Source organism: Cellulophaga lytica DSM 7489 (assembly GCF_000190595.1).
GTDB classification, from domain to species: Bacteria; Bacteroidota; Bacteroidia; order Flavobacteriales; family Flavobacteriaceae; genus Cellulophaga; species Cellulophaga lytica.
In genome coordinates this window covers 1,294,133-1,319,859 of sequence record NC_015167.1, presented here as the reverse complement: position 1 = coordinate 1,319,859, position 25,727 = coordinate 1,294,133, and the positions used below count along the sequence as shown (strand labels likewise).

The following is a 25,727-nucleotide window of genomic DNA, read 5'->3' as shown; positions in this document are numbered from 1 at the left end:
TTACACAAAACAGTTAAGTTTTATCAACCTAAAATAAACAAATTCTTATGAAACATTTAAGCATATTTATTTTTACGGCTATTACTTTTGTAGCTTGTAAATCACCCTCAAAAAAAGAAGCAATTATGATCTCATATCCATCAACCAAAAAGGTAGATACAGTTACAAATTATTTTGGCACAACTGTAGCAGATCCTTACCGCTGGTTAGAAGATGACCGCAGTACAGAAACAGAGTCTTGGGTTAAAGAGCAAAATAATACAACCTTTGGGTATTTAGATCAAATTCCGTTTAGAGAAAGCCTAAAACAAAGATTAGAAAAACTTTGGAATTATGAGAAACTAGGAGCTCCTTATAAGGAAGGAGATTACACCTATTTTTCAAAAAATAATGGATTACAAAATCAATCCGTAATCTATAGAAAAAAAGATGGCGAAGAAGAGGTTTTTCTAGATCCTAACAAGTTTTCAGAAGATGGTACAACATCATTAGCAGGTTTAAGTTTTTCTAAAGATGGTTCTTTGGCAGCGTACTTAATATCTGAAGGTGGTAGCGACTGGAGAAAAATAATTGTTTTAGACGCAAAAACAAAAAATATAGTAGAAGATACCTTAGTAGATGTAAAATTTAGTGGCTTATCTTGGAAAGGTAACGAGGGCTTCTTTTACTCTAGTTATGACAAGCCAAAAGGGAGCGAGTTGTCTGCAAAAACAGATCAGCACAAACTATACTACCATAAACTAAAAACACCACAAAGCGCAGATGAGCTGGTTTTTGGAGGCACACCAGAAGAAAAACATAGGTATGTTGGCGGTAGTGTTACCGAGGATGGTAAATATTTGCAAATTACAGCAGCAGTATCTACATCTGGCAATAAATTATTTTTAAAAGACTTAGAAACTAATGAGGTAAAAACAGTAGTTGAACACACAAAATCTGATACTTATGTAATAGATAATGTTGGCACTAAGCTATATGTAGTAACCAACTTAAACGCACCTAACCAAAAGGTAGTTGTTACAGATTTTAGTAATCCAACACCAGAAAATTGGGTAGATTTTATACCAGAAACTGAAAATGTGCTTACTGCAGGTACAGGTGGTGGTTACTTTTTTGCCAATTATATGGTAGATGCTATTTCTAAAGTATTACAATATAATTACAATGGAGATTTGGTACGTACTATTGAGCTTCCGGGTGTTGGTACAGCTTCAGGTTTTGGAGGTAAAAAAGAAGAAAAAGAGTTTTACTTTTCTTTTACCAACTACAATACACCAGGATCATCTTACAGTTATAATGTAGAAACAGGAAAATACAAACAATATTGGAGTCCAAACATAGATTTTAACTCAGAAGATTATGAGTCTAAACAAGTATTTTATACCTCTAAGGATGGTACTAAAATACCAATGATAATTACCTATAAAAAAGGATTAGAATTAAACGGTAAAAACCCAACTATACTTTATGGATATGGTGGTTTTAATGTAAGCTTAACTCCTAGTTTTAGTATTAGTAATGCTGTTTGGATGGAGCAAGGCGGAGTATATGCAGTACCTAATTTAAGAGGTGGTGGTGAGTATGGTAAAAAATGGCATGATGCAGGTACAAAGCAGCAAAAGCAAAACGTCTTTGACGATTTTATTGCAGCAGCAGAGTATTTAATAGAAAATAAGTACACAACACCAGAGTATTTGGCACTTAGAGGTGGCTCTAACGGAGGTTTACTGGTTGGTGCAACAATGACGCAGCGTCCAGATTTAGCTAAAGTAGCATTGCCTGCAGTAGGTGTTTTAGATATGTTACGCTACCATACATTTACAGCAGGTGCAGGTTGGGCTTATGACTACGGGACAGCAGAAGACAACAAAGAAATGTTTAATTATTTATTAGACTACTCACCAGTACACAATGTTAAAAAGGGAGTAGCATACCCTGCAACTTTAATAACTACAGGAGATCATGACGACCGTGTAGTGCCTGCTCACAGTTTTAAATTTGCGGCAGAGTTGCAAGAAAAGCAATCTGGTAACAACCCAACATTAATTAGAATAGATATTAACGCAGGTCACGGAGCGGGTAAATCTACCGAAGCTATAATTAATGAGCAGGTAGATGTACAAGCATTTACATTATTTAATATGGGATATACAGAGTTGCCAAATAAGGCAGTTTTAAAAGATTTTAAAGAATAAGAACTATTAATTTCAAAAAAATCCGTTTCTTACTAGAAACGGATTTTTTTATCTATTTATGTTACACGTAAACAATATATCATTTTCATACAACACAACGCCAGTTTTAAAAAACATAGACTTTACAGTAAATGAAGGCGAATACCTAGCAGTTTTAGGAGAAAGTGGCAGCGGAAAAAGTACACTTTTAAAAATTATATATGGTCTTCTTCAGTTAAAGGAAGGGACTATTTTTTGGAAAGACAACCAAGTTTTAGGGCCAGATTACAATTTAATTCCAGGAGAAAAGTATATGAAATACCTATCTCAGGATTTTGACTTAATGCCTTTTCTTACTGTTGAAGAAAATGTGAGTCAGTACTTATCTGTTTTTTATCCAGAAGAATTAAAGGCCAGAACAGAAGAGCTTTTAGAAATGGTAGAAATGACCAGTTTTGCTAAAACAAAAGTGAAATTGTTAAGTGGTGGTCAGCAACAACGTGTTGCTTTGGCTAGAGTATTAGCGCAAGAACCAGAGTTGTTATTATTAGACGAACCTTTTAGCCACATAGATAATTTTAGAAAAAACAGCTTGCGTAGGCGACTTTTTGGTTACTTAAAAATGAAAAAAATTACATGTATTGTTGCTACACATGATGAAAAAGAAGTACTGCCATTTGCAGATCGTATTTTAGTAATAAAAGATGAAGAAATAATTGCAAATGAAAAGACAGAAACACTATACAACAACCCAAAGTCATTGTACATAGCAAGTTTATTTGCAGAGGCAAACTTAGTTCCTGTTTCTACTATAAAAGAGAATACAGATACAAAAAAACAGATTGTTGTGTATGCACACGAGTTTAAGGTATCTGAAACTTCTGGAATACAAGTACGTGTAATTAATAGTTATGCAATGGGATCTTATTATTTAATGGAAGGTGTAACAGAGGAGCAAAGCTTATTTTTTACGCATCCTAAAAGTATAGAAGTAGGCAAAAAAGTGTTCTTAAATGTTTCTTTAGAAATAATAAATAAAAGAATAGAATAAGGTTTTGGATACAGCACAAATAGTACAGGAGTTGCAATTTAAAGCAGTGCGCAGTAGTGGTGCTGGTGGCCAGCACGTAAATAAAGTTTCTACTAAAATAGAGCTTACTTATGATTTGCAAAACTCTACAGCAGTTACAGATAAAGAAAAAGAACGACTATTATTAAAACTAAGTAATAGGCTTACAAAAGAAAATGTTTTGTTGTTACAGTGTGATGATTCTAGAAGTCAGCATAAAAACAAAGACTTGGCTATAAAACGCTTTTTAGAGCTTATAAAGTCGGCCCTAATTGTGCCTAAAAAACGCAAAAAAACAAAACCATCTAGGTCTGCTATTGAAAAACGATTGAACACTAAAAAGAAATCGGCCTTAAAAAAAGCAAATCGTAAAAAGCCAAGTTTAGAGTAGCAACACTTAAAACAACAATGTAAAAACGGTTTCGTGGTTTGGAGTACTTCTTAATTTTAAGCTTCCGCCGTGTAATCTTAATATTTGTTTAGACAAGCTAAGACCAATTCCTGTTCCGGTATTTTTGGTTGTAAAAAACGGAATAAAAATCTCATCTATTAATTCCGGAGGTATACCAGGACCATTATCTGCAACAGTAATAAATTTTTCTTTTTCATCTGTGATGCCAGCGGTAACAGTAATATTTCCGTTCTCTTGTTCGCCTATAGACTGTACTGCATTTTTACACAAGTTTAAAAGTACCTGTGTAATTTGTTTTTCATCTATAAAAAAGGCTAAGTTTTCTGTTGTTAAATTAGATGCAAAATTAATATTGGTATTCTGGTTTTCTTGGTCTATTAAAACAAACACTTTGTGTATTAATTGTTCTGCTTTCACAAGACTTTTGTCTGGTGCCGGAATACTTAAAAAGCTACGGTAGCTTTGTACAAAGTCCATTAGGTTATTACCTTGTTCTTTTACAACAGCTAAGCCTTTAGAGGTATTTTGTATGTGCTTTTCGGTTAATTCTTCAAGCGGTATTAATCCGTCTTCTTTTTTGTAATAATTTAAAATAGACTCAGATATTGATGTTATTGGCGCTATAGTATTCATAATTTCGTGGGTTAAAACTCGTATAAGTTTTTCCCAAGAATCTGCTTCTTTTTCTTCTAGTTCTCTTTGTATATCTTGTACTACAACTAGTAATAAGTTTTTATTGTCTAGTGTAACGGTAGTAGATTTTAAAGTAAGTTGTATTCTTTCTCTTTCGTTGGTTAACTCTATTAATTTACGCTGAAAAGGCTCTAGTTTGGCAAATAAATTATACAAATTAGTATCTACCTGCTGCAATTGCTTAATGTGGTTTAGTGGTTTGTAGTTTAACAAATGTTCTACTCTTGGGTTGGCAAAAAGTATATGTCCTTTATCATTAATAGTTAAAATACCAATATCAGCGTGTTTTAATATTTCTTGGTAGTACTTTTCCTGAACCTGATTTTTCACGTGTATTTTATGAATCATAGCATTAAGCATATTAAGACTACGATTTAGTTCTTTTAAAGATTTTACATTTTCGTACTCAGGAAAGCGTAGTGTAAAATCTTCATTTTTAATAGACTGAAAAAAATAAGCAATTTTACGGTTGGTATGGTTTACATAATTAATTAAAAAAACGGTAAGCAAAATCAATGCAATAAAAAAAGCACCAGAAACTATGTAATTTTTTTGTAAGCCAAAATAGGCTAGTCCAACAGCAGAAAGTGTAATAAAAACAACCCTTAACACTAATTGAAAATAGAAGCTTTTACTCGCCATTTCCTGTCTTTTTAATTTTGTTATATAATGTTTGTCTAGATATGCCCAATTGGTTTGCAGCGGCACTATAATTACCATCGTGCTTTTTTAAAGCATCATTAATCAATAGCAATTCCATTTCAGATAAGGTAACATTAGTAGTATCTAACGTAGGAGTTCCTTTTTCATTTAAAATAAAATCTGTTGGTTTAAGCACATTTCCATCGCATAAAATAACAGCTCTTTCCATAGTGTGTTGTAATTCTCTAATATTACCAGGCCAGCTATAAGCAAGTAATTTTTCTTGAGCCTGATTATTAATACGCAAACCAAGCTTACCATATTTAGTCATAAACTTGTTCAAGTAAAATTCAGCTAAAATTAACACATCACCATCTCGCTCTCTTAGTGCAGGTACTTGCACGTGTATGGTATTAATACGGTACAATAAATCCTCTCTAAACAAGCCATCTGCAACCATTTTTTCTAAATTGCAATTTGTAGCACAAACCAGCCTAATGTCTACAAGTATTGGTTTGTTAGAGCCTACACGCACTACAACTCTGTTTTGTATGGCAGATAGTAATTTAGCCTGAGTTTGTAAGCTTAGATTACCTATTTCATCTAAAAATAAAGTTCCACCGTTTGCGGCTTCAAACTTACCAGCTCTGTCTTCCTTGGCATCTGTAAAAGCTCCTTTTGTGTGTCCAAAAAGTTCGCTTTCAAATAAGGTTTCAGATATAGAGCCCATATCTACACCAATAAAAACCTCATTTTTACGGTTAGATAAGTTGTGTAACTCTCTTGCAATTAATTCCTTTCCTGTTCCGTTTTCACCAGTAACTAGTACATTTACGTCGGTTTTAGCTACTTTTTGTACCAAGTTTAATACAGAAGTTAATGCTTTAGAGTTGCCAATTATGTAGTTTTTATTTTGGTTAATAACCTGTTTTAAAGAACTCTCTTTCTCTTTTAATTTAGAAACTTCTTTTTGAGACTTGCGTAATTGGTATGCAGATTTTAATGTGGCTAGCAGCTTATCATTATTCCACGGTTTTAAAATAAAATCTGTTGCACCTTCTTTTAATGCTTGTACAGCAAGGTCTATTGCCCCATAGGCGGTCATCATAATAACAGAAATATGCGGAGCACGTTTTTTAATTTCTCTATTCCAATACAAACCTTCATTACCAGTATTTACACCGGCAGAAAAGTTCATATCTAACAGAACAATGTCATAATCACTTAAATTTTCAAATGAAGATAATAAGTTAGGATTTCCTAGTGTGTCTACTTTTTCATATTCAAACTGTAATAAAATCTCTAATGCACTTAGTACACTTTTGTTATCATCTACAATTAATACTTTACCTTTTTGCATTATAAAGTTGTTTGGGTTGAGGAAGGTTTATGCATTAAAACTACAAATGTTATACATTACAATTTTACAAGTGTAAAAAAATTAGACATTATTTGTATATATATTTTACACTTGCTTTTTGGTTTTAACAGGTGTTTAATTGTAAGTAATTGATAATTAGTAAATTATGTTTTTGGCACAACAATGGCTTTAGTTTTGGCACACAATAAAAATTATGAACATAAAAATTAAACATATTCTATTTTTGTTACTCTTGGTAAGCTTGCCAAGTAGTGCACAACAAAGCTGGTCTTTAGATGAGTGTATAAACTATGCTATAACGCATAATTTAGAATTAAAAAATCAGGAGTATACAGTTGCATCAAGTAAAGAAACCCATAAGCAAGCTGTACGTAATTTGTTGCCAAGTATAAATGGTTCTGCAAGTTATGATGTTAGATATGGTAGGTCTGTAGATCCAAATAACAATAATATAATAGACACAGATTTTTTCTCTAACAATTACAATTTAAATTCTTCCTTAGATATTTTTAGAGGTTTTCAGAGAATAAATAGTATAAAAGCAACAAAGTATATTTATAAAGCAGTGCAAGAAGATGCGCAACAACAAAAATACTTGTTGGCATTTAGGGTAATGTCTGCCTTTTATGATATTCGTTTTTTTCAAGGCGCATTAAAAATTGCTAAGGAGCAAGTAAGTATATCAGATACAAATTATTCATTTGTAAAAAAACAATTAGAGTTGGGTTTAATTGCACAGGCAGATATGTATGAGGCAGAATCTGTATTGTTAACAGATAAGTTAGCAGTAACCCAAGCAGAAAACCAATTGGCAGCAGCTAAACTAAATTTAATACAAGAAATGAATTTAGAAAACGTGTCTACCATAACCCTAAAAGCAGATGCTTTAGACCTAAAAAAAGTGGCAGATACTACATTGCAAACCAATACAGTTTACAGCAAGGCTCAAACATTTTTGCCAAGTATAAAAGCAGGGCAATTAAAGGTAAAGGCCGCACAAAAACAAGTAGCTATTGCAAAAGGAGGTTTGTACCCATCATTATCTTTGTTTGCAGGCTATGGTACAGGATATTATGAAACTAATGTAGATGATATTACTAACGAAATAATATCATTTAAAAATCAAATAAGAGACAACGCATCTAGGTCTATAGGTTTGTCTATGAATATTCCTATTAGTAACAAATGGTCTGGTAGATCAGAAATTAAACAACAAAAAATAGCGTTGCAACAGGCAGAAAATAATTTAAAAATTCAGGAGCAAGAGCTGTATAAATTAATACAGCAATTGGTACAAGAAAAAAATGCTTTAGAAGTAGAAAATTTACAAAGCTTAAAAAAGTTAAAAGCACAAGAACTAAGTTTTTCTATAGCTCAAAAAAAATACGAAAAAGAAATGATTTCTGCAGTGGAATTGTACCAAGCAAAAGTACTGTACACTACAGCACAAAACGAGAATTTACAAGTACAAATAAGATTAAAAGTAAACCAGAGTACATTAGATTTTTACAACGGTTTGCCCGTATTTACTATAAACTAACAATTACAACATAAATGGATATTCAATTAGAAAAGAAAAAAGGATTACGCCCAAAACACTACGCATACATTGCAATTGGGCTAGTAGTAGCTTTTGCAGCATATAAAATAATATGGAGCAGTTCTGTGTCTACGTTTAGAACAGAAAAAGACAAACTATCTATAAGTGCAGTTACACAAGGTAAGTTTGATGATTACATAACCATTAACGGTAGTGCAGCACCAATAGCAACTATTTATATGGATGCTTATGAAGGTGGTAGAGTTACAGAAAAGCTGATAGAAGAAGGTGCAATGGTAAAAAAAGGAGATATTATTTTAAAACTAGAAAATAGTAACCTTTACGAACAAATTTTAGCTAGTGAAAGTAACCTAGCACTAAAACAAAACGATTTAAGGTCTACCAAATTAACCTTTGACTCTAGGCAAGTAGAAGGGCGTAAATCTTTAGCAACAGCCTCTTACGAGCTAACACGTTTAAAACGTAATTATGAGCAAAACCAAGAGCTTTACAAAGACGGTTTAATCTCTAAAGAAGCTTTTTTAACCGCAAAAGAAAATTACGAGTTATCTTTAAAACAGCATAACATTGTAAAAATACAAACAGAGCAAGATGATAAAATGAGGAGAACATCATTAGCTGGTTTAGATACAGATTTAAACAGAATGCAAAAAACCTTATCTATGGTTTATGAGCGTTTAGACCATTTAAATGTACGTGCGCCAGCAGACGGTCAATTAGGATTTTTAGATGCAGAAATTGGGCAAAGCATAAACCAAGGTCAGCGTATAGGACAAATAAACGTACTAACAGACTATAAAATAGAAGCAGAAATAGATGAGCACTATATAGACCGTGTAAAAAGAGATTTAAACGCCTCTTTTGAGCGTAACGGTAAAACATACAACCTGCGTTTACGCAAAGTGTACCCAGAAGTTCGTGGCGGTAAGTTTAAAGTAGATCTAGTATTTACGGCAGAAAAACCAGAAAATATACGTGCCGGACAAAGTTTTAATGTAAAACTACAATTAGGGGCCTCATCAGATGCACTTTTAGTATCTAAAGGTAGCTTTTTTCAAAGCACAGGAGGCCAGTGGATTTTTGTAGTAAGCCCAAACGGTACAGAGGCATTAAAACGTAACATTAGAATAGGCAAGCAAAACTCTAAATATTACGAAGTTTTAGAAGGGCTGCAAGCTGGTGAAAAAGTAATTACCTCTAATTACGACACTTTTGGAGAAGCAGAAAAAATAGTTTTAAAATAGGGTGTTCCCTACGGGCGGGCTTTACGTTGCAATCTTTTTTAAGAAAAATAAAAAAGGATTTACACTACAATCCCTAACACAAGATATAATCACATTAAAAAAATCAATCAACAAAATGATACAAATTAAAGACCTTAAAAAAAGTTTTAGAACAGAAGAAGTAGAAACCTTAGCACTAAATAGTGTAAACCTAAATGTGGGTCAAGGAGAGTTTGTTGCCATAATGGGGCCATCTGGTTGTGGTAAATCTACCTTACTAAATATAATAGGTATGTTAGACAACCCATCAGAGGGTAGTTACCAATTTGCAGGTCATGAAGTAGGTGGTTTAAAAGAAAACCAACGTACCGGTTTGCGTAAAGGCAACTTAGGTTTTGTTTTTCAGAGTTTTAATTTAATAGATGAGCTTACTGTTTTTGAAAACGTAGAATTACCACTTATCTATTTAAAAATGAACAAAGCAGAACGCAAGCAAAAAGTAACAGAAGTTTTAGAGCGTATGAAAATTGCACACAGAGAAAAACACTTTCCGCAGCAATTATCTGGTGGTCAGCAACAACGTGTAGCCATTGCCAGAGCAGTAGTTACAAACCCAAAACTAATACTTGCAGATGAGCCAACAGGTAACTTAGACTCTAAAAACGGTATAGAGGTAATGAACCTGTTAACCGAGTTAAACCAAGAAGGTACAACAATAGTAATGGTAACACACTCAGACAGAGACTCGCATTACGCACACAGGGTAGTAAACCTTTTTGACGGCCAAATAGTAACCGAAAGTCACAACAAACCTTTTGAGGCAGTAGCATCAAAATAAGTAGAGTTCATCATCAATCAAAATCATCTATCAATCAATCAATCAAAATAGCCAATCACCATGTTCAAAAATTATTTTAAAATTGCATTTAGGAGCTTATTAAAAAATAAAGGCTATAGTTTTCTCAACATATTTGGGTTAGCAATGGGCATAACCTGTGCTAGTCTTATTTTTTTATGGGTAGAAGATGAGGTAAACTACGATGCAATTTTCCCTAATAAAGAACAGGTGTACTATTTGCCAACAAACCAGCAATATAATGGTGAGTGGCGTACGTTTACATCTACTCCAGGACCTATGGCAGAAGCTTTAAAAAAAGAAGTGCCAGGCATAGTAAATGCAACAAGAGTTAGAGATGAAGAGCATCTTTTTACCATAGATGAAAAATCGTTTTACAAAAAAGGATATTACGCAGATAACGACTTTATAAACATATTTAGTTTAAGTTTTATACAAGGTAATGCGCAAACAGCATTTGGCCGTACAAATGCCATAATACTTACCAATGAAACTGCATCACAATTTTTTGGAGAAGGCAATAATGCTATAGGCAGAATTTTAAAAGTAGACCAAACAACAACGTATACGGTAACAGGTGTAGTAGCAGATTTTCCGGAAAATGTTACCGTAAAATTTAATTGGCTTGCACCTTTTGAGCCGTATGCAAAAGATAAAGAGTATTTGCAAGAGTGGGAAAATAACTCAGTAGATACCTATATACAATTAGATAAAAAAGTAGATGCAGCAGTAGTAAATACTACTGTAAAAAAGTTTTTGCAAACTAAAGTAGAGGATAGTGATACCTATGCTTTTATGCATAGTATGCTAGACTGGCGTTTACGAGATAATTTTGAAGGCGGAGTACAGGTTGGTGGTAGAATAGTGTATGTAAATTTATTCTCTGTAATTGCTTGGATTATTTTAATAATTGCCTGCATTAATTTTATGAACCTTTCTACAGCACGTAGCGCTAAAAGAGCTAATGAGGTTGGTGTGCGTAAAGTTTTAGGCGCTGGTCGTAAACGCTTAATTTTTCAATTTATAACAGAATCTTTAGTTATTGCAAGTATAGCAACGTTGGTAAGCATATTGTTAGTGTTTTTAGTATTGCCACAATTTAATATCATTATAGAAAAACAATTGGGAATGGGGTTAACTAATCCTATACACTGGTTAGTTTTACTTGGTATAACTATTTTTTGTGGTGTTTTTGCAGGCTGCTACCCAGCATTTTATTTGTCTTCATTTTTACCTGTAACAGTTTTAAAAGGTATTAGTAGCAACCAAAAAGGTTCTGTTTTTATTAGAAAAGGATTGGTTGTAACCCAGTTTGCAGCTTCAATAGTACTAATAATATGCACTATAGTGGTGTACAAGCAAGTACAGCACGTAAAAAACAGACAGTTAGGGTATAACAAATCTAACCTTATAACAATGAATGTAAGGGGTGATATGGTTAAAAATTATACCGCTATAAAACAAGAGATGCTTGCTACAGGTTTAATAGATAATGTGGGTTTAAACAGTTACAACACACTGTCTATAGGTAATAATGGATCTGGAGCAACTTGGTCTGGTATGGCAGATGAAAATAATGAAATGCTTATATCATTTAGGTATATAAATTCAGATTTTCTTTCTACTGCAGGTATGGAGATTATTGATGGCAGAAACTTTAAGCCAAAACCAGAATTAGACAGTGTAAATTTTATAATTACAGAGTCATTTGCAAAACTAATAGATCCTGTTTCTGCAGTTGGTAAAAGCATTTATTTTGGAGAGGATAGGTATAATGTTGTTGGTGTAGTTAAAGACTTTTTATATGGTGATATGTACGGTAAAAGCGATCCTGTAATTTTTCTTAATGCACCTACAGAGGCACAATATATGTATGTGCGTATTGCTAAAACTGCAGACACTAAAAATGCAATAACAGCAATGGCAAGTGTTATGCAAAAAAACAATGCAGCTTTTCCGTTTGAGTATGAGTTTGTAGACGATGCGTTTAACCAAAAGTTTAAAAGCGAAATGTTGGTAGGTACATTATCTAAACTATTTGCAATATTAGCAATACTTATTTCTTGTTTAGGCTTGTTTGGTTTAGCCGCATACACATCAGAACAAAGAAGCAAAGAAATTGGAGTACGTAAAGTTTTAGGTGCTAGCGTAGCTAATATAGTAAACCTACTTTCTAAAGATTTTATAAGACTAGTTATTTTGTCTATTGCTATAGCCATACCGCTGGCTTGGTGGGCAATGTCTAGCTGGTTACAAAGTTATGCTTACCGCATAAACATACAATGGTGGATGTTTGCTTTGGCAGGCTTAGGAGCCATTACAATTGCTATGTTAACTGTAAGTTTTCAGGCAATAAAAGCAGCTGTAAATAACCCTGTAAAAAGCTTGCGTACAGAGTAACACATCATCAATCAAAAAACAAGTAGTTATGTTTAAAAATCAATTAAAAATAGCGTGGCGTAGTCTTAAAAAAAATCCGTTACAAACAGGTATAAATATTCTTAGTCTTACTGTAGGTACAATATGTTGCTTAATTATAATATCTTATGTTAACGCACAATTTGGGTATGATACGCACCATAACGATGTTGCTTCTGTATACAGAATACGTACTAAAATAAAGTCAATAAGTAACAACAGTATAAATGCAGATGTAGCTACAAGTAGCCCTCCAATAGCTTTTGCTTTAAAAGAAGATTTTCCTGAGGTGGTAGATGCTTGTAGAGTTGTTTATTTTGGTTCAGGAGAAGAAGCTCTCATTCGTAACCCTAAAAACAATCAAAGTTATTATGAGAGTAAGGGGTATGTAGCCGATTCTACCTTTTTTAAATTTTTTAATTATACAGCCGCAGAAGGTAATTTGGCTACAGCCTTAGAAAAACCAAATAGTATTGTTTTATCTAAAAAACTAGCTTCAAAATTATTTAAAAATGAAAATCAAATTATTAATAAAACATTGGTTATTGGTGCAGGTGAAAACCAATTTAACGCAACTGTAACAGGAGTTTTTAATGAACCAACCACTCCAACCCACTTAAATCCTAATTATATATTGTGTATGAACTCGCCTGGCATTGGTGAATACACTAACAATATTAGCAATTTTGCAACGCAAAACTTTGCGTACAGTTATATAAAACTAGGAGCCAATGTTAGCAAAACCAGTTTAGAAAAAAAGTTACCGAAGTTTTTACTAGATCGTGGAGGAATTGATTTGGCTGATATGGGTTTTGATAAAAAATTACTATTGCAATCTGTTACAGATATTCATTTGCACTCTAAAGGTATAGATAAGCAAATAGAAGAAGTATCTAATATAGAATACTTGTATGCATTATTGTTTTTAGCATTTATAGTACAACTAGTTGCCTGTGTAAACTTTATTAATTTAAGTACAGCCAGAGCTAGTAAAAGAGCAAAAGAAATAGGTGTTAGAAAAGCCATTGGAGCACAAAAAAGCTCATTGGTACAACAATTTTTAAGTGAGTCTATTTTAATAGCATTTTTAGCAGTATTTATTAGTATACCTATAGTTTTATTGTTGCTTCCGGTAGCTAATGTATTAACAGGTGGCAACATAGAGCCAGAACACATACTAAACCTTAAAATTTTATTATTGTTGGGATCTATGGGTTTGTTAACAGGTTTAATAGCAGGTATTTACCCTGCATTGGTGTTGTCTTCTTTTAAGCCATCTAAAGTGCTAAAAGGGGCAACAGAACTACAATCTAGCAATGGTTTGTTAAGGCGTGGTTTGGTTGTTTTTCAGTTTGTAGTATCAATAGTTTTAACAGTAAGTGTTATAATAGTGTCACAACAACTAAAATTTGCTAAGCAAAAAGATTTAGGCTTTAACAAAGACAATTTGCTAGCAATACGTTTAGGTACCCAAGAGTTACAACAAAATTTTAGTGCCATAAAATCACAACTACAAGGAGTATCTGGTGTTAGTTCTGTTACAGGGAGTAATAATTACCCATCTAGATCTATTATGGGCGATTTGGCAATGCGTTTACCTAGTCAAGATGATAATAACCTAACCTCTGTTTTTTACAATGGTATTACTCCTAATTATTTAGAAACCATTGGAACCAAAATGATTAAAGGTCGTAAGCTTAGAGAAACAGACTCTACAGGTATATTGGTAAATATGGCAACGCTAAATGCTTTTAATATTGATATAGAAAACGCCTTAGCAGCTACAATTGTTAGCAGTTATGGTAGTGAAACAGAGAATTATGAAATTGTGGGTGTAACAGAGAATTTTCATTTTGAAGATTTTAAACAAGCAATTTCACCTATGCTTATGTATAGTGAAACAGAACCAGATTGGATAGTTGCTAAGTTAGAAACCAACAATTTAAAAAGTGTTTTGAGTGGTTTAGAGGCCAACTGGAAAAAAGTGAATCCGTATGCGCCATTTGAGTATGTTTTTGTGGATAAAGAAACCGAAAAGTTATACGCAGAAGAACAAAAATTATCTAAAATATCTATAGCATTTACCATATTGGCCATTTTAATTAGTTGTCTAGGGTTATTTGGTTTGGTGTCTTATGTTGCAGAACAAAAGAAGAAAGAAATTGGGATACGTAAAGTTTTAGGTGCCAGTGTAAAATCTGTTGTACAGTTATTAACCAAAGATTTTTTAAAGCTAGTATTGGTTGCGTTTGTAATTGCATCTCCTATAGCATACTATTTTATGCAAAATTGGTTACAAGATTTTACCTATAAAATTGAAATTAAATGGTGGGTGTTTTTATTAGCAGGTGGTTTTGCAATGCTAATAACAATTGTAACTGTTGGTTTTCAGTCTATAAAGTCTGCAATAGCAAACCCAGTTAAAAGCCTACGTACGGAATAGTTCTTTTTTAACGTACAAAATATGGACAGTCTGTGTAAATTTTTTTTACAGTTGTATCAATTTTTCAGTTAAAAATAATACGTAAGTACTTGTATATTAGCATTTTGATATTTTGGCATAGAATTAGGGTATTAGTAAGCATCAATCAAAAAACGAACAGTAAAGAATAAAAATTATGTTTAAAAATCAATTAAAAATAGCATGGCGTAATTTAAAAAATAACCTGTTTTTTACATTTTTAAATGTATTTGGCTTAGCTATAGGTGTTGGAGGTGCGCTACTAATTTCATTATATATTTATGATGAGCTTAGTTATGATAAAATGTTTGCAGATGAAGCGCTAATTCATAGAATAAATGCAGATATAAAATTTGGGACATCTTCTAATAATTTAGCTGTTGTAACGCCACCAATGGCATCAGTTTTAGAAAAAGAATACTCAGAAGTACAGCTGGCAACAAGGTTAAGAGGTTGGGGCGGAATGTTGGTGCGCCAAACAAATTCTACTAAAAATATAAAAGTTAATGGCAATGCTTTTGCAGATCCTTCCTTTTTTAAAATGTTTGGACTAGGCTTATTACAAGGTAATACAGAAACAGCATTGCAAGAGCCAAATACTATTGTAATTAGTGAATCTACAGCAAAAACACTTTTTACAGAAGAACAAGTAATAGGTAAACAAATAGTTTTAGATAATGATGAGGTATATACGGTAACAGGAGTTATAAAAGATTTTCCTAAAAACTCGTTTTTAAGAGATTATAGTATGCTTATGTCTATGGCTAGTAACCCAAATGCAAAAGAAGTTACTTGGGGCAGCAACAACTTTAGCACTTTTGTAAAGTTAAATCCTAATACTAACATAGCTAGTTTTAATAAAAGGTTGCAAAATGTTTTTACAAGTTATGTTGTGCCCTATGCTCAAAAAACATTTGCGCCTACAATGACGGTAGAACGCTTTAAAAGCGAGGGTAACTCTTATGTTTTTAGCACTATACCATTACGTAAAATACACTTACACTCAGACCGTGTAGCAGAATTAAACCCAAACAATAGCATACAAAATATTTATATTTTATCATTTATAGGCTTGTTTTTAGTGGTTTTGGCCAGTGTAAATTTTATGAATCTTTCTACAGCTCAATCTCTTAAAAGAGCTAAAGAAGTTGGTGTTCGTAAAACATTAGGTTCTTCTAAATACCATTTAATAAAGCAATTTTTAATAGAGTCTGGTTTGGTGGCTTTTATAGCATTAATTTTTGCTGTCTTGGTTACTTTTTTAGCATTGCCATATTTTAATGAGTTAGCAAATAAAAGTATAGAAATTCCGTTTTTAAATCCCTTTTTTTGGATTTCACTTTTGGTTTTCACACTGTTTTTAGGATTACTTTCTGGTAGTTATCCAGCATTTTTTATGTCAAAATTTAAACCAGTAACGGTATTAAAAGGAGGAGGTAAAACAACAGGTACTGGCGGAAAAATAAGAAACGGATTAGTCGTTTTTCAATTTGCAATCTCTGTGTTTTTAATGGGTAGTACATTAGTGGTTTTTCAACAATTACAATATATAAAAGGGAAAGATATTGGTTACACCAAAGAACAGGTTTTGGTTTTAGATGATGTATATGCTGCTGGTGAGCAAGTAACATCTTTTAAGCAAGAAATAGAGAAACTAGCAAGTGTAAAAAGTGTGTCGTTAACAAGTTTTTTACCAACGCCATCTAACAGAACAGACCAATCTTTTACGGTAAAAGGAAGAGCTGTTGAAGATGCTGTAGTACAAATGCAAAAATGGGATGTAGATGAAGATTATATTTCTACACTAAATATAAATTTATTAGCAGGAAGAAACTTTGACCCTAAGTACAAAACAGACTCTACTGCTATTATAGTAAATGAAACAACATTAAACAGATTGGGAATTAACCCAACGGATGCTATTGGAATGGCATTGGTAGATGATTCTGATAATATAGAATATAAAGTTATTGGCGTGGTTAAAGATTTTCATATCTCTACATTACGTAATACAATAGACCCTGTAAGCTTTAGGCTAAGTCGTAGAGTAAGTAGCAAATTAGTAGTAAAGCTAAGTCAAGGAGATTTTGCTAAATCTATAGCAAGTATGGCTGGTTTGTGGGCAAATGTAGCCTCAGAACAACCATTTAATTATTATTTTTTAGACGATTCTTTTAATGATGTTTATAAAGCAGAAGAGCGTTTAGGTAAAATATTTATTGCTTTTACCATTTTATCAATTTTAATAGCTTGTTTGGGGTTATTTGGTTTAGCAACATTTAACGCAGAAAAGCGAATTAAAGAAATAGGAGTACGCAAAGTGCTAGGAGCAAGTATAAGTAACATTGTATACAAATTAACATTAGACTTTTTAAAACTAGTAGCAATATCTATAGTAATTGCTATACCATTGGCTTGGTTTGTTATGACAAAGTGGTTAGAAGATTTTTCATACCGAATAGAAATTAACGGATGGTCTTTTATTTTAATTGCAGTGTTGGTGCTTATAATTTCTATTGTAACAGTAAGCTATCAAAGTATAAAAGCAGCAATATCTAACCCAGTAAAAAGCTTACGAACAGAATAAAATCATCAATCAAAAAATAAATAGAATCTATGAAAATCAATCAAATTAAAATAGTAACAGCACTTTTTTTAGTAGTAATGACTATGAGTGTTAGGGCACAAGTAAGTGAAAAAAAAGTAGCATCGTTTAACAAAGTAATTGTTAGTCCGCATGTGCAAGTAACTTTTATAGAAGGAGAAACAGAAAGTGTAATAATAGAAAGTAGCACGGTAGCAGAAAACAAAATAAATGTTGAGGTTTCTGGAAAAACTTTGCGCTTGTATTTAGAAGGGGCAAAAGAGTTTACAAAAAGCGAAAAGGTAACAAAAAACGGATACAAACAACGTAAGTCTATTTACAAAGGCACCGTTGTAAAGGCAATTGTTACCTATAAAAAAATAGAAGAATTGTCTTTAAGGGGAGAAGAAACTATAGTGTGTAAAAGTCAGTTTGCCCAAAACAAATTACGATTAAAAATTTATGGTGAATCACAAGTGTTTATAAATGATACAGACCTTAAAGAATTACACGCCACTATATACGGAGAAAGTTTTTTAGAACTTAAAAAAGGTAGTGTAGAAAACCTAAAAATTACAGCTTACGGAGAAACTAAAATTAACACTTTAGGCATAAAAAATGACAACACAAAAATTACAGCTTACGGTGAGGGTAGTTACCGTGTACAGGTTTCAAAAAAATTAAAAGTTACAGCTTATGGTGAGGCAACCGTTGCTTACCAAGGAAATCCAGAGTTAAATAAAGGTCTAATTATTGGCGAAGCAACTATTCAGAAAATACAGTAATACTAAAGTTATGTTTAAAAACCATATTAAAATAGCCTGGAGAAGTCTTAAAAATGAAAAACTTTTTACTGCAATTAAAGTTGGAGGTTTTGCTGTTGGTATTGCAGCTTGCTTGTTAATAACTCTTTTTATTAAAGATGAGTTAGGATATGATCAACACTATAAAAACAAAGATGTAATATACAGAGTTGTTCTGGAAGGAAAATTTAACGGTGAGGTAATGAAAAGTGTTCATTTTCAATTGCCATTTGCAGATGCTTTAGTATCAGATTTTCCAGAAATTAAAAAGGCAGCAAAAGTAAATGCGAGTGAGCTTTTTGGAGCAGGAAAAAGAGGCCTTAAAATTGCCGGTGAATCTCAAAATAAGTTAGAAGACGGTTTTATATTTGCAAATCAAGATTTAATAGATGTTTTAGAAATTGATATAGTACAAGGCAATAGTGGTACTGCATTAAGCGCTCCAGGAAAATTGGTGATTTCAAAAAGTAAAGCCGATATTTTTTTCCCTAATGGAGATCCAATAGGAAAAAATATTATTTTAGACAATAACACGTCTAAGCCCTATACTATTAGTGCTGTAATGGCAAATAGACCCCCAAACACCCACTTAAAATTTGATTTTTTACTACCTATTGAAGATACAAATATGAACTGGACAAACCAGAACTATTTTACATATATCTTGGTAGATAAAAAAACAAATATAAAAGAACTAGAAAAGAAGATGTTTTCTATAATGGAAAACTATGTAATACCAGCACAAAAAGAAAGAGGAAGAGCACCAGATTTTTTAGAAGTACTAAAAACTATAAAATATAAACTACAGCCTGTAGAGGATATATATTTAAAGTCCGACCTAAAAATGGGAGACGGTTTGCAACACGGAGATATTAGATTTGTATGGCTTTTTGGGGCTATTTCTGGCTTTATTTTAATATTAGCTTGTATTAACTTTATAAATTTATCTACAGCAAAATCTGCTAACAGAGCTAAAGAAGTTGGACTACGCAAAACTATAGGGGCTTATAAAAGTAACTTGGTTTCTCAATTTTTAACAGAGTCTGTTTTATTTAGTGTTATTTCATTTGCGTTAGGAGTGCTTTTGGCCTGGGTATTATTACCTTCTTTTAATGCTATAGCATTAAAAAATGTAAGTATGCCTTGGCAATCTATTTGGTTTATACCAATAATAGTTTTGTTTGCGGTTATAGTAGGTTTATTGGCAGGACTTTATCCTGCATTTTATTTGTCTGGTTTTAGACCAATAGCAGTATTAAAAGGCAACCTAAGTATAGGTAGTAAAAGCGGTAGATTACGTAGTGGGTTGGTTATTTTTCAGTTTGCAACATCTGTAGTACTAATAATAGGTACGCTAATTATTTACAAACAAATGAACTTTATACTCACTAAAGAATTAGGGTATAATAAAGAGCAAATAGTTGTTTTAGAAGGAGCATCAATATTAGGAAATAAAACAGAGAGCTTTAAAAATCAATTGGTACAGCTACCTTCTGTAAAAAAGGCTACTGTTAGTAGTTATTTGCCTATTGAAGGAACAAAAAGAAATGGAAATACATTTAGAAAATCTACAGCAGGTAATGAAGAAAAAGGAATTGCGGCACAAATATGGCGTGTAGATTATGATTACATTTCAACTCTAGGTATGGAAGTAAATAATGGTAGAGATTTTTCTGAAGACTATGCCTCAGATGCTATAAATTCTATTATTATTAATGAAAAAATGGCAACTGAACTTGGGTATAAAAACCCAATAGGGAAGCAAATTTCTAATGGTGAAAATTGGACGATTGTTGGTGTCGTTTCAGATTTTCATTTTAAATCATTAAAAGAAGATATTACACCTTTAGCACTTGTTATTGGTAAAGATACAGGTATAATTTCTTTAAAATTAAGTGGCACTACCGTTAATGAAGCTTTAACCGAAATTGGTGCAGTTTGGGATAAAAATGTGCCCAACCAAGCTTTTAATTATACTTTTCTAGATCAGAAATTTGCTCAAATGCACCAAGATGTTAAACGTATGGGTAAAATTTTTAACAGCTTTGCCTTATTTGCCATTATGGTTGCTTGTTTAGGGCTATTTGCCTTGTCTGCTTTTATGGTAGAGCAACGCCAAAAGGAAATAAGTATAAGATTGGTTCTAGGCGCTCCTTTTAAAAGCATTTATAAATTAATTACACTAGATTTTTTAAAGCTTATTTTTATAGCTATGCTAATAGCTACACCAATAGGCTGGTATTTAATGAGTAACTGGCTGCAAGATTTTGCTTATAAAATAAATTTAAGTTGGGGAATTTTTGTAGGTGCTGGCTGTATTGCTTTATCAGTTGCAGTAGTAACCATAAGTTATCAAGCAATAGGCGCTGCTTTATTAAAGCCGTTAAAGAGTTTAAGAGCAGATTAGTTCTTTTTTAACGTACAAATAATGGACAGGTTATGTAAAATATTTTTACACTTTAATTTTAGTTAATTTTATTCTATCAATATAAATAACTGATAATTAGATTGTTGTCTTTTTTGGCACAGAATTAGAAAACAATATTGTATCAATCAAAAAAACTACAGCTAACAATTTAAAATTATGTTTAAAAACCATATTAAAATAGCATGGAGAAGTCTTAAAATGGACAAAATGTTTTCGGCATTAAATGTTTTAGGGTTATCTATTGGTTTAACAATTGCCATTTTACTTTTTGCATTTATTACTTTTGAGAAAAGTTATAATACACAGTATAAAAATTATGCAGATATATACAGAGTATTAGTTAATACTACCGGAGATGCTTTTGATAAAGAAATTATGGCAACAGCACCAGCTGCAGTTGCGCCAGCTTTAAAAGAAGAATTGCCTGCAGTAAAATATGCTGCCAGAATGTTGCAACACAGTTTTGGCGAAACAGCCTTTATAAAAGCAAACAATAATAATTTTTTAGAAAAAAGATTGTTTTGGTGTGACCAAGAATTGTTTTCAATTTTTGATACTAAATTTATAAAAGGAGATCCTGCTTCTGCAATTACAAGACCAAATACTGTTGTATTATCTAAAAGTGCTGCACAAAAATACTTTGGCACTATAGACCCTATGGGGAAAACCATAAAAGTAGATGATAAAACAGAATTAGAAGTAACGGGTGTTTTTGAAGACTTTGCCAAAAACAGTACTATAGATTGTAACTTAATAGCATCATTTAGTACAACATACTTTTTTAAAGAACCAAGCTGGAGTAACTCTAGTTTTGAAACGTATGTTCAGTTAAAAGACAATGCATCTAAAGTGGCTTCTGAAAATCAAATACAGCAAATTTTAGATAAAAATGTAGACAAGCAAGGACAATGGTATACACTTTCATTACAACCATTATCAGAGGTACATTTATATTCTAAAGATTACACAAGTACATATACATCTAGAATTGGTAGTATTTCTGAAATTAAAAACTTATCGTTTTTAGCATTACTTATTTTACTTATTGCTTGCGTTAATTATATGAATTTAATGACTGCACGTTCTCAAAAAAGAGCAAAAGATGTGGGTATAAATAAAACACTTGGTGCATCATCTAAAAGCTTAGTTGGCAGGTTTTATGCAGAAACAGGTTTACTAACTTTAATTGCATTGTGTATTGGTGTAGTATTATCTATTGCAATTATTCCTATTTTTAATACTATAACAGGTGCTAGTTTAGATTATAAGTTTCTTATGGCTCCAAGCTTTATAATTGGTGTATGTATTGTTTGGTTGGTTACTACCTTGGTTGCGGGTTCTTACCCTGCTTTTTACTTATCGGGTTTTTCACCTAGCGCTATATTAAAACCAGCAAACAGAACCGTAAGTAACGCAGTTATTAGAAAAGCATTGGTTGTATTTCAGTTTACAGCTTCTGTGGTTTTAATTGTGGGTGTATTAGTGGTGTACCAACAGTTAGAGTTTATGAAAAATAAAGACTTAGGGTACAAGCCACAAAACGTTGTAGCTGTTTCTACGGCTGCAATTAAAACTTATAATAAAAAACAAGCTTTAGCTAACGAGGTTAAAAAATTAAGCTCGGTTATAGAAGTAGGCGCTGCACAAGGCTTCCCTGGTATGGATGTTAGCGGAAGATCTTTACATAAAAACGACCAAGATGAAAACGGAAAAAGTATACAAACCAATGTAGCAGATGCTAGCGTTTTAGATGTATTGCAATTGAAGCTTTTAGCAGGTAAAACATTACCAAGTGTAAAACAAGAAGGAGATACGCTTGTAGATGTGGTTTTAAATAAAAAAGCAATTACCTATTTAGGATTAACACCAGAAGAAGCTATTGGTAAAAAAGTAGATATGCAGTTGGGAGACGATGCTACAATAATTGGTGTTGTAGACGATTTTAATTTTGAGTCTTTACACAAGCCAATTGGTGCTTATGCTTTTCATAACAGTAGGTTTGAAGGCAAACCTTACTTGCTTGTTCGTTTTAATAGTGCATCTGTAACTAGTACAATGCAACAGTTAGAAGGTGCCTATGCTAAAGTTTCACCAGACTCTAGTTTTGACTATACTTTTTTAGATAAAAATATGGAGCAATTGTATGAGCAAGACCGTAAAACTGCAAAGGTAGGACTACTATTTTGCTTGCTTGCTATTTTTGTTGCTTGTTTAGGGTTATTTGGGCTAGCAGCGTTTACGGCAGAACAGCGTAAAAAAGAAATAGGAGTGCGTAAAGTTTTAGGCGCAAGTGTGTTAGGTATAACAAAAATGTTGTCGGCAGATTTTTTAAAGCTAATTGTAGTATCTATAATTGTTGCCTTTCCTGTAGCGTATTTTATTATGCAAAAATGGTTAGAAACGTTTGCCTTTAGAGTAAGTATAGGATGGCTTGTATTTTTTGTAGCAGGTATGTGTGCCGTTATTATAGCGCTAATAACAGTAAGTTTTCAAGCTATTAAAGCAGCAGCTGCAAACCCAGTTAAAAGCTTAAAAGCAGAGTAAATTATAACCTATAAATAATAATTATGATTAAGAATTATTTTAAAATAGCGTTTAGAAATCTATGGAATAATAAGCTCTTTTCTTTAATTAAGATTAGTAGTTTGGCTATTGGCCTAAGCGTGTCTTTTGTTATAGGTTTAATGGTGTATTACGATTTTACTTTTGATAAATTTCATCCAGATAAAGATTATATATACAGAGTAACAACAGAGTTTGTAACACCAGAAGGGAGTTTTTACAATCCGGGAGTTTCATTTCCTTTGGGTGATGCCTTAAAACAAAACTCGGCTAGTTTGGCTGCTGTTGCCCCTTTTTTAACTACGTATCCGTTACACATAAAAAATACAGTTACAGATAAAACATTTAAAAATCCGGATTATGTTATTTATGCCGATAAAGGTTTTTTTAATGTATTTAAATATAGATGGTTGGCTGGCTCTAAAGAAAGTGCGCTAGAGAGTCCAAATCAGTTAGTACTATCAGAAAAAAGGGCTAAAAAATATTTCCCAAATACTGCTTTTACAGATATAATTGGTGCTCATATGGTGTATAATGATACCATAAATATGCAAGTAACTGGTGTGGTGGCTAATTTTACAGAGCGTACAGATATTGTTTTTGAAGAGTTTATTTCATTAAAAACAGCTCACCAGTCTGATATGACAAGTGCTGTATTAAGCAGTAATTGGAACGGAACAAACTCGGCCTCACAATTATTTATAAAGACAAGTAAAAATACTAAAGCCAAAAATGTACAGCTTACATTAAATAAGTTGGCAAAAGAGCATAAAGACCCTAATGAAGAAGAGTTTGGAAATGAGCGTAAGTTTTATATGCAGCCGCTAGAAGAATTGCATTTTGATACTAACTATTACACTTTTGATTTTGACTCGGAGCCAGCGAGCAAATCGGTATTAGTAAGTTTAGGTTGTGTTGCTCTTTTTTTACTGCTGCTAGGTAGTATTAATTTTGTAAATTTAAATACAGCACAGGCAACGCAAAGAGCAAAAGAAATTGGTGTTAGAAAAACACTAGGAGGCTCTAAAAAACAACTAATTTATCAGTTTTTAGGAGAAACTTTTTTACTAACCATTTGTGCTGCAATTGTGTCTATAGCACTTTCTTTTTGGCTGTTAAATATATTTGCAAACTATATACCAGCAGGTCTAAGTTCAGAGCTATTTGCGGAGCCTACAGTTATTGTATTCATTATTGTATTGCTTTTAGTTGTTACATTATTATCTGGTTTTTATCCGGCAGTAGTACTCTCTCATTTTAAGCCAATAGCAGTATTAAAAAATCAAATTGTAGCGTCTAATGATAAAACATCATTACGTAAATACTTAACTGTTTTTCAGTTTATAATAGCACAGATTTTTATAATAGCTACGCTTTTGGTGGGGAAGCAAATATCATTTTTATTACAAAAAGATATGGGTTTTAAAACAGAAGCCATAGCATCTGTTAGAGCTCCTTGGTATTCTATGACGCCAGCAAAACAACAACGACTATTAACTAAAATTGAAGCAATACCAGAGGTAAACAAAATAAGTTTGGCAGAGTATCCTCCGGCTTCTTTTAGTACCAGTGCAACAAACGTTAGCTACTATGGTGATGCTAACGCACCAATACATACAGAATTACAATTATTATACGGCGATAAAAACTATTTAGACCTTTACGGAATTGAATTGCTTGCCGGTAGAAAGCAAAACAATGATAGTATTAAAGAGTTTGTGATTAATGAAACGTACTTGCGTTTATTGGGTTTTAAAAACCCTGAAGATGCTTTGGGAGAAATGATTAAAAGTGAAGGTGAAGAACACCAAATAGTTGGTGTTATGAAAGATTTTAATCAGCGTTCATTAAAAACTGCTATTAACCCATTAGCATTTATGGGTACAGGAGGTACAAACAGAAGTTTTAAAACGTTTCACATTTCTTTTGCCAATGTAAACGGAGAAAATTTACCCAATGCAACTAAAAAGTTAGAAAATGCTTGGAAAAGCGTATATACAGAAGAGCCTTTTGAGCTTATTTTTATGGATGACACTATAAAACGTTTTTATACCCAAGAGCGTAAAACTGCTGTATTGTTAAATTGGGCAACAGGTTTAGCTATTGCAATTAGCTGTTTAGGTTTGCTTGGTCTTGTGGTTTATACTACAGAACGCAGAACCAAAGAAATAGGTATACGTAAAGTATTAGGAGCCTCTTTATTAGAGCTAAATCTGTTGCTAAGTAAAGAGTTTTTAAGCTTGGTTGCTATTGCATTTATAATTGCTGCGCCAATAGCCTATTTTGGTATAGATTATTGGTTGCAAGACTTTGCAAATAAAACTAGTTTAAGTTGGTGGGTTTTTGCAATTAGTGGTGTTATTATGCTAATAGTTGCAATGTTAATTATGGGCGTGCGCACCTACATATCATCTACTAAAAATCCAATAAAAAGTTTACGAACAGAGTAAAAAATACAAA

Annotated in this window: 15 protein-coding genes; 13 read left to right on the top strand and 2 right to left on the bottom strand. The window is 32.5% G+C overall.

Annotated features, from left to right (window positions below):
• The first annotated feature begins 47 nt into the window (after nucleotides 1-47).
• Genes CELLY_RS05930 through arfB form a run of 3 tightly spaced genes read left to right on the top strand, consistent with a single transcriptional unit; the run spans nucleotide 48 to nucleotide 3,634 of the window.
• Nucleotides 48-2,195 (top strand): prolyl oligopeptidase family serine peptidase, encoded by a 2,148-nt coding sequence (locus CELLY_RS05930; protein ID WP_013620755.1) that lies wholly within the window; start codon nucleotides 48-50, stop codon nucleotides 2,193-2,195.
• A 58-nt stretch (nucleotides 2,196-2,253) separates the two neighbouring features.
• Nucleotides 2,254-3,225: an ABC transporter ATP-binding protein gene (locus CELLY_RS05925; RefSeq protein WP_013620754.1), complete on the top strand. Its 972-nt coding sequence runs from the start codon at nucleotides 2,254-2,256 to the stop codon at nucleotides 3,223-3,225.
• A 4-nt stretch (nucleotides 3,226-3,229) separates the two neighbouring features.
• Complete coding sequence (gene arfB / locus CELLY_RS05920; RefSeq protein ID WP_013620753.1) at nucleotides 3,230-3,634, top strand: alternative ribosome rescue aminoacyl-tRNA hydrolase ArfB; 405 nt, start codon at nucleotides 3,230-3,232, stop codon at nucleotides 3,632-3,634.
• 6 nt (nucleotides 3,635-3,640) lie between these two features.
• Here the strand turns inward: arfB and CELLY_RS05915 are convergent, their stop codons facing one another.
• Together CELLY_RS05915 and CELLY_RS05910 are read right to left on the bottom strand one after the other, a co-directional pair.
• Complete coding sequence (locus tag CELLY_RS05915; RefSeq protein ID WP_013620752.1) at nucleotides 3,641-4,990, bottom strand: sensor histidine kinase; 1,350 nt, start codon at nucleotides 4,988-4,990, stop codon at nucleotides 3,641-3,643.
• Nucleotides 4,980-6,350 carry a sigma-54-dependent transcriptional regulator gene (locus tag CELLY_RS05910; RefSeq protein ID WP_013620751.1) on the bottom strand — a complete coding sequence of 457 codons (1,371 nt, stop codon included), beginning with the start codon at nucleotides 6,348-6,350 and terminating at the stop codon, nucleotides 4,980-4,982. Before CELLY_RS05910 ends, CELLY_RS05915 begins: the two co-directional genes overlap by 11 nt.
• A gap of 214 nt (nucleotides 6,351-6,564) precedes the next feature.
• Between CELLY_RS05910 and CELLY_RS05905 the strand changes: the two genes are divergently transcribed.
• The 10 genes from CELLY_RS05905 to CELLY_RS05860 all read left to right on the top strand — a co-directional run bounded on the left by CELLY_RS05905 (nucleotide 6,565) and on the right by CELLY_RS05860 (nucleotide 25,717).
• On the top strand, nucleotides 6,565-7,911 hold the full coding sequence (locus tag CELLY_RS05905; RefSeq protein WP_013620750.1) for a TolC family protein: 1,347 nt from the start codon (nucleotides 6,565-6,567) through the stop codon (nucleotides 7,909-7,911).
• Between the two features lie 14 nt (nucleotides 7,912-7,925).
• Nucleotides 7,926-9,176 carry an efflux RND transporter periplasmic adaptor subunit gene (locus CELLY_RS05900; RefSeq protein WP_013620749.1) on the top strand — a complete coding sequence of 417 codons (1,251 nt, stop codon included), beginning with the start codon at nucleotides 7,926-7,928 and terminating at the stop codon, nucleotides 9,174-9,176.
• A gap of 115 nt (nucleotides 9,177-9,291) precedes the next feature.
• Entirely contained in the window at nucleotides 9,292-9,993 is a 702-nt protein-coding gene (locus CELLY_RS05895) for an ABC transporter ATP-binding protein (RefSeq protein WP_013620748.1), read from the top strand.
• Nucleotides 9,994-10,053: 60 nt separating this feature from the next.
• Nucleotides 10,054-12,411 carry an ABC transporter permease gene (locus CELLY_RS05890; RefSeq protein WP_013620747.1) on the top strand — a complete coding sequence of 786 codons (2,358 nt, stop codon included), beginning with the start codon at nucleotides 10,054-10,056 and terminating at the stop codon, nucleotides 12,409-12,411.
• A 28-nt stretch (nucleotides 12,412-12,439) separates the two neighbouring features.
• Nucleotides 12,440-14,872, top strand: coding sequence for an ABC transporter permease (locus CELLY_RS05885; protein ID WP_013620746.1), 2,433 nt, complete (start codon nucleotides 12,440-12,442; stop codon nucleotides 14,870-14,872).
• Between the two features lie 175 nt (nucleotides 14,873-15,047).
• Entirely contained in the window at nucleotides 15,048-17,477 is a 2,430-nt protein-coding gene (locus CELLY_RS05880) for an ABC transporter permease (protein ID WP_013620745.1), read from the top strand.
• A gap of 29 nt (nucleotides 17,478-17,506) precedes the next feature.
• A complete protein-coding gene (locus tag CELLY_RS05875) occupies nucleotides 17,507-18,259 on the top strand; it encodes a head GIN domain-containing protein (RefSeq protein WP_013620744.1) in 753 nt (250 codons plus the stop codon).
• A gap of 10 nt (nucleotides 18,260-18,269) precedes the next feature.
• Nucleotides 18,270-20,684: an ABC transporter permease gene (locus CELLY_RS05870; RefSeq protein WP_013620743.1), complete on the top strand. Its 2,415-nt coding sequence runs from the start codon at nucleotides 18,270-18,272 to the stop codon at nucleotides 20,682-20,684.
• A gap of 177 nt (nucleotides 20,685-20,861) precedes the next feature.
• Entirely contained in the window at nucleotides 20,862-23,249 is a 2,388-nt protein-coding gene (locus CELLY_RS05865; protein WP_013620742.1) for an ABC transporter permease, read from the top strand.
• A gap of 23 nt (nucleotides 23,250-23,272) precedes the next feature.
• A complete protein-coding gene (locus CELLY_RS05860; RefSeq protein ID WP_013620741.1) occupies nucleotides 23,273-25,717 on the top strand; it encodes an ABC transporter permease in 2,445 nt (814 codons plus the stop codon).
• Nucleotides 25,718-25,727: the final 10 nt, after the last annotated feature.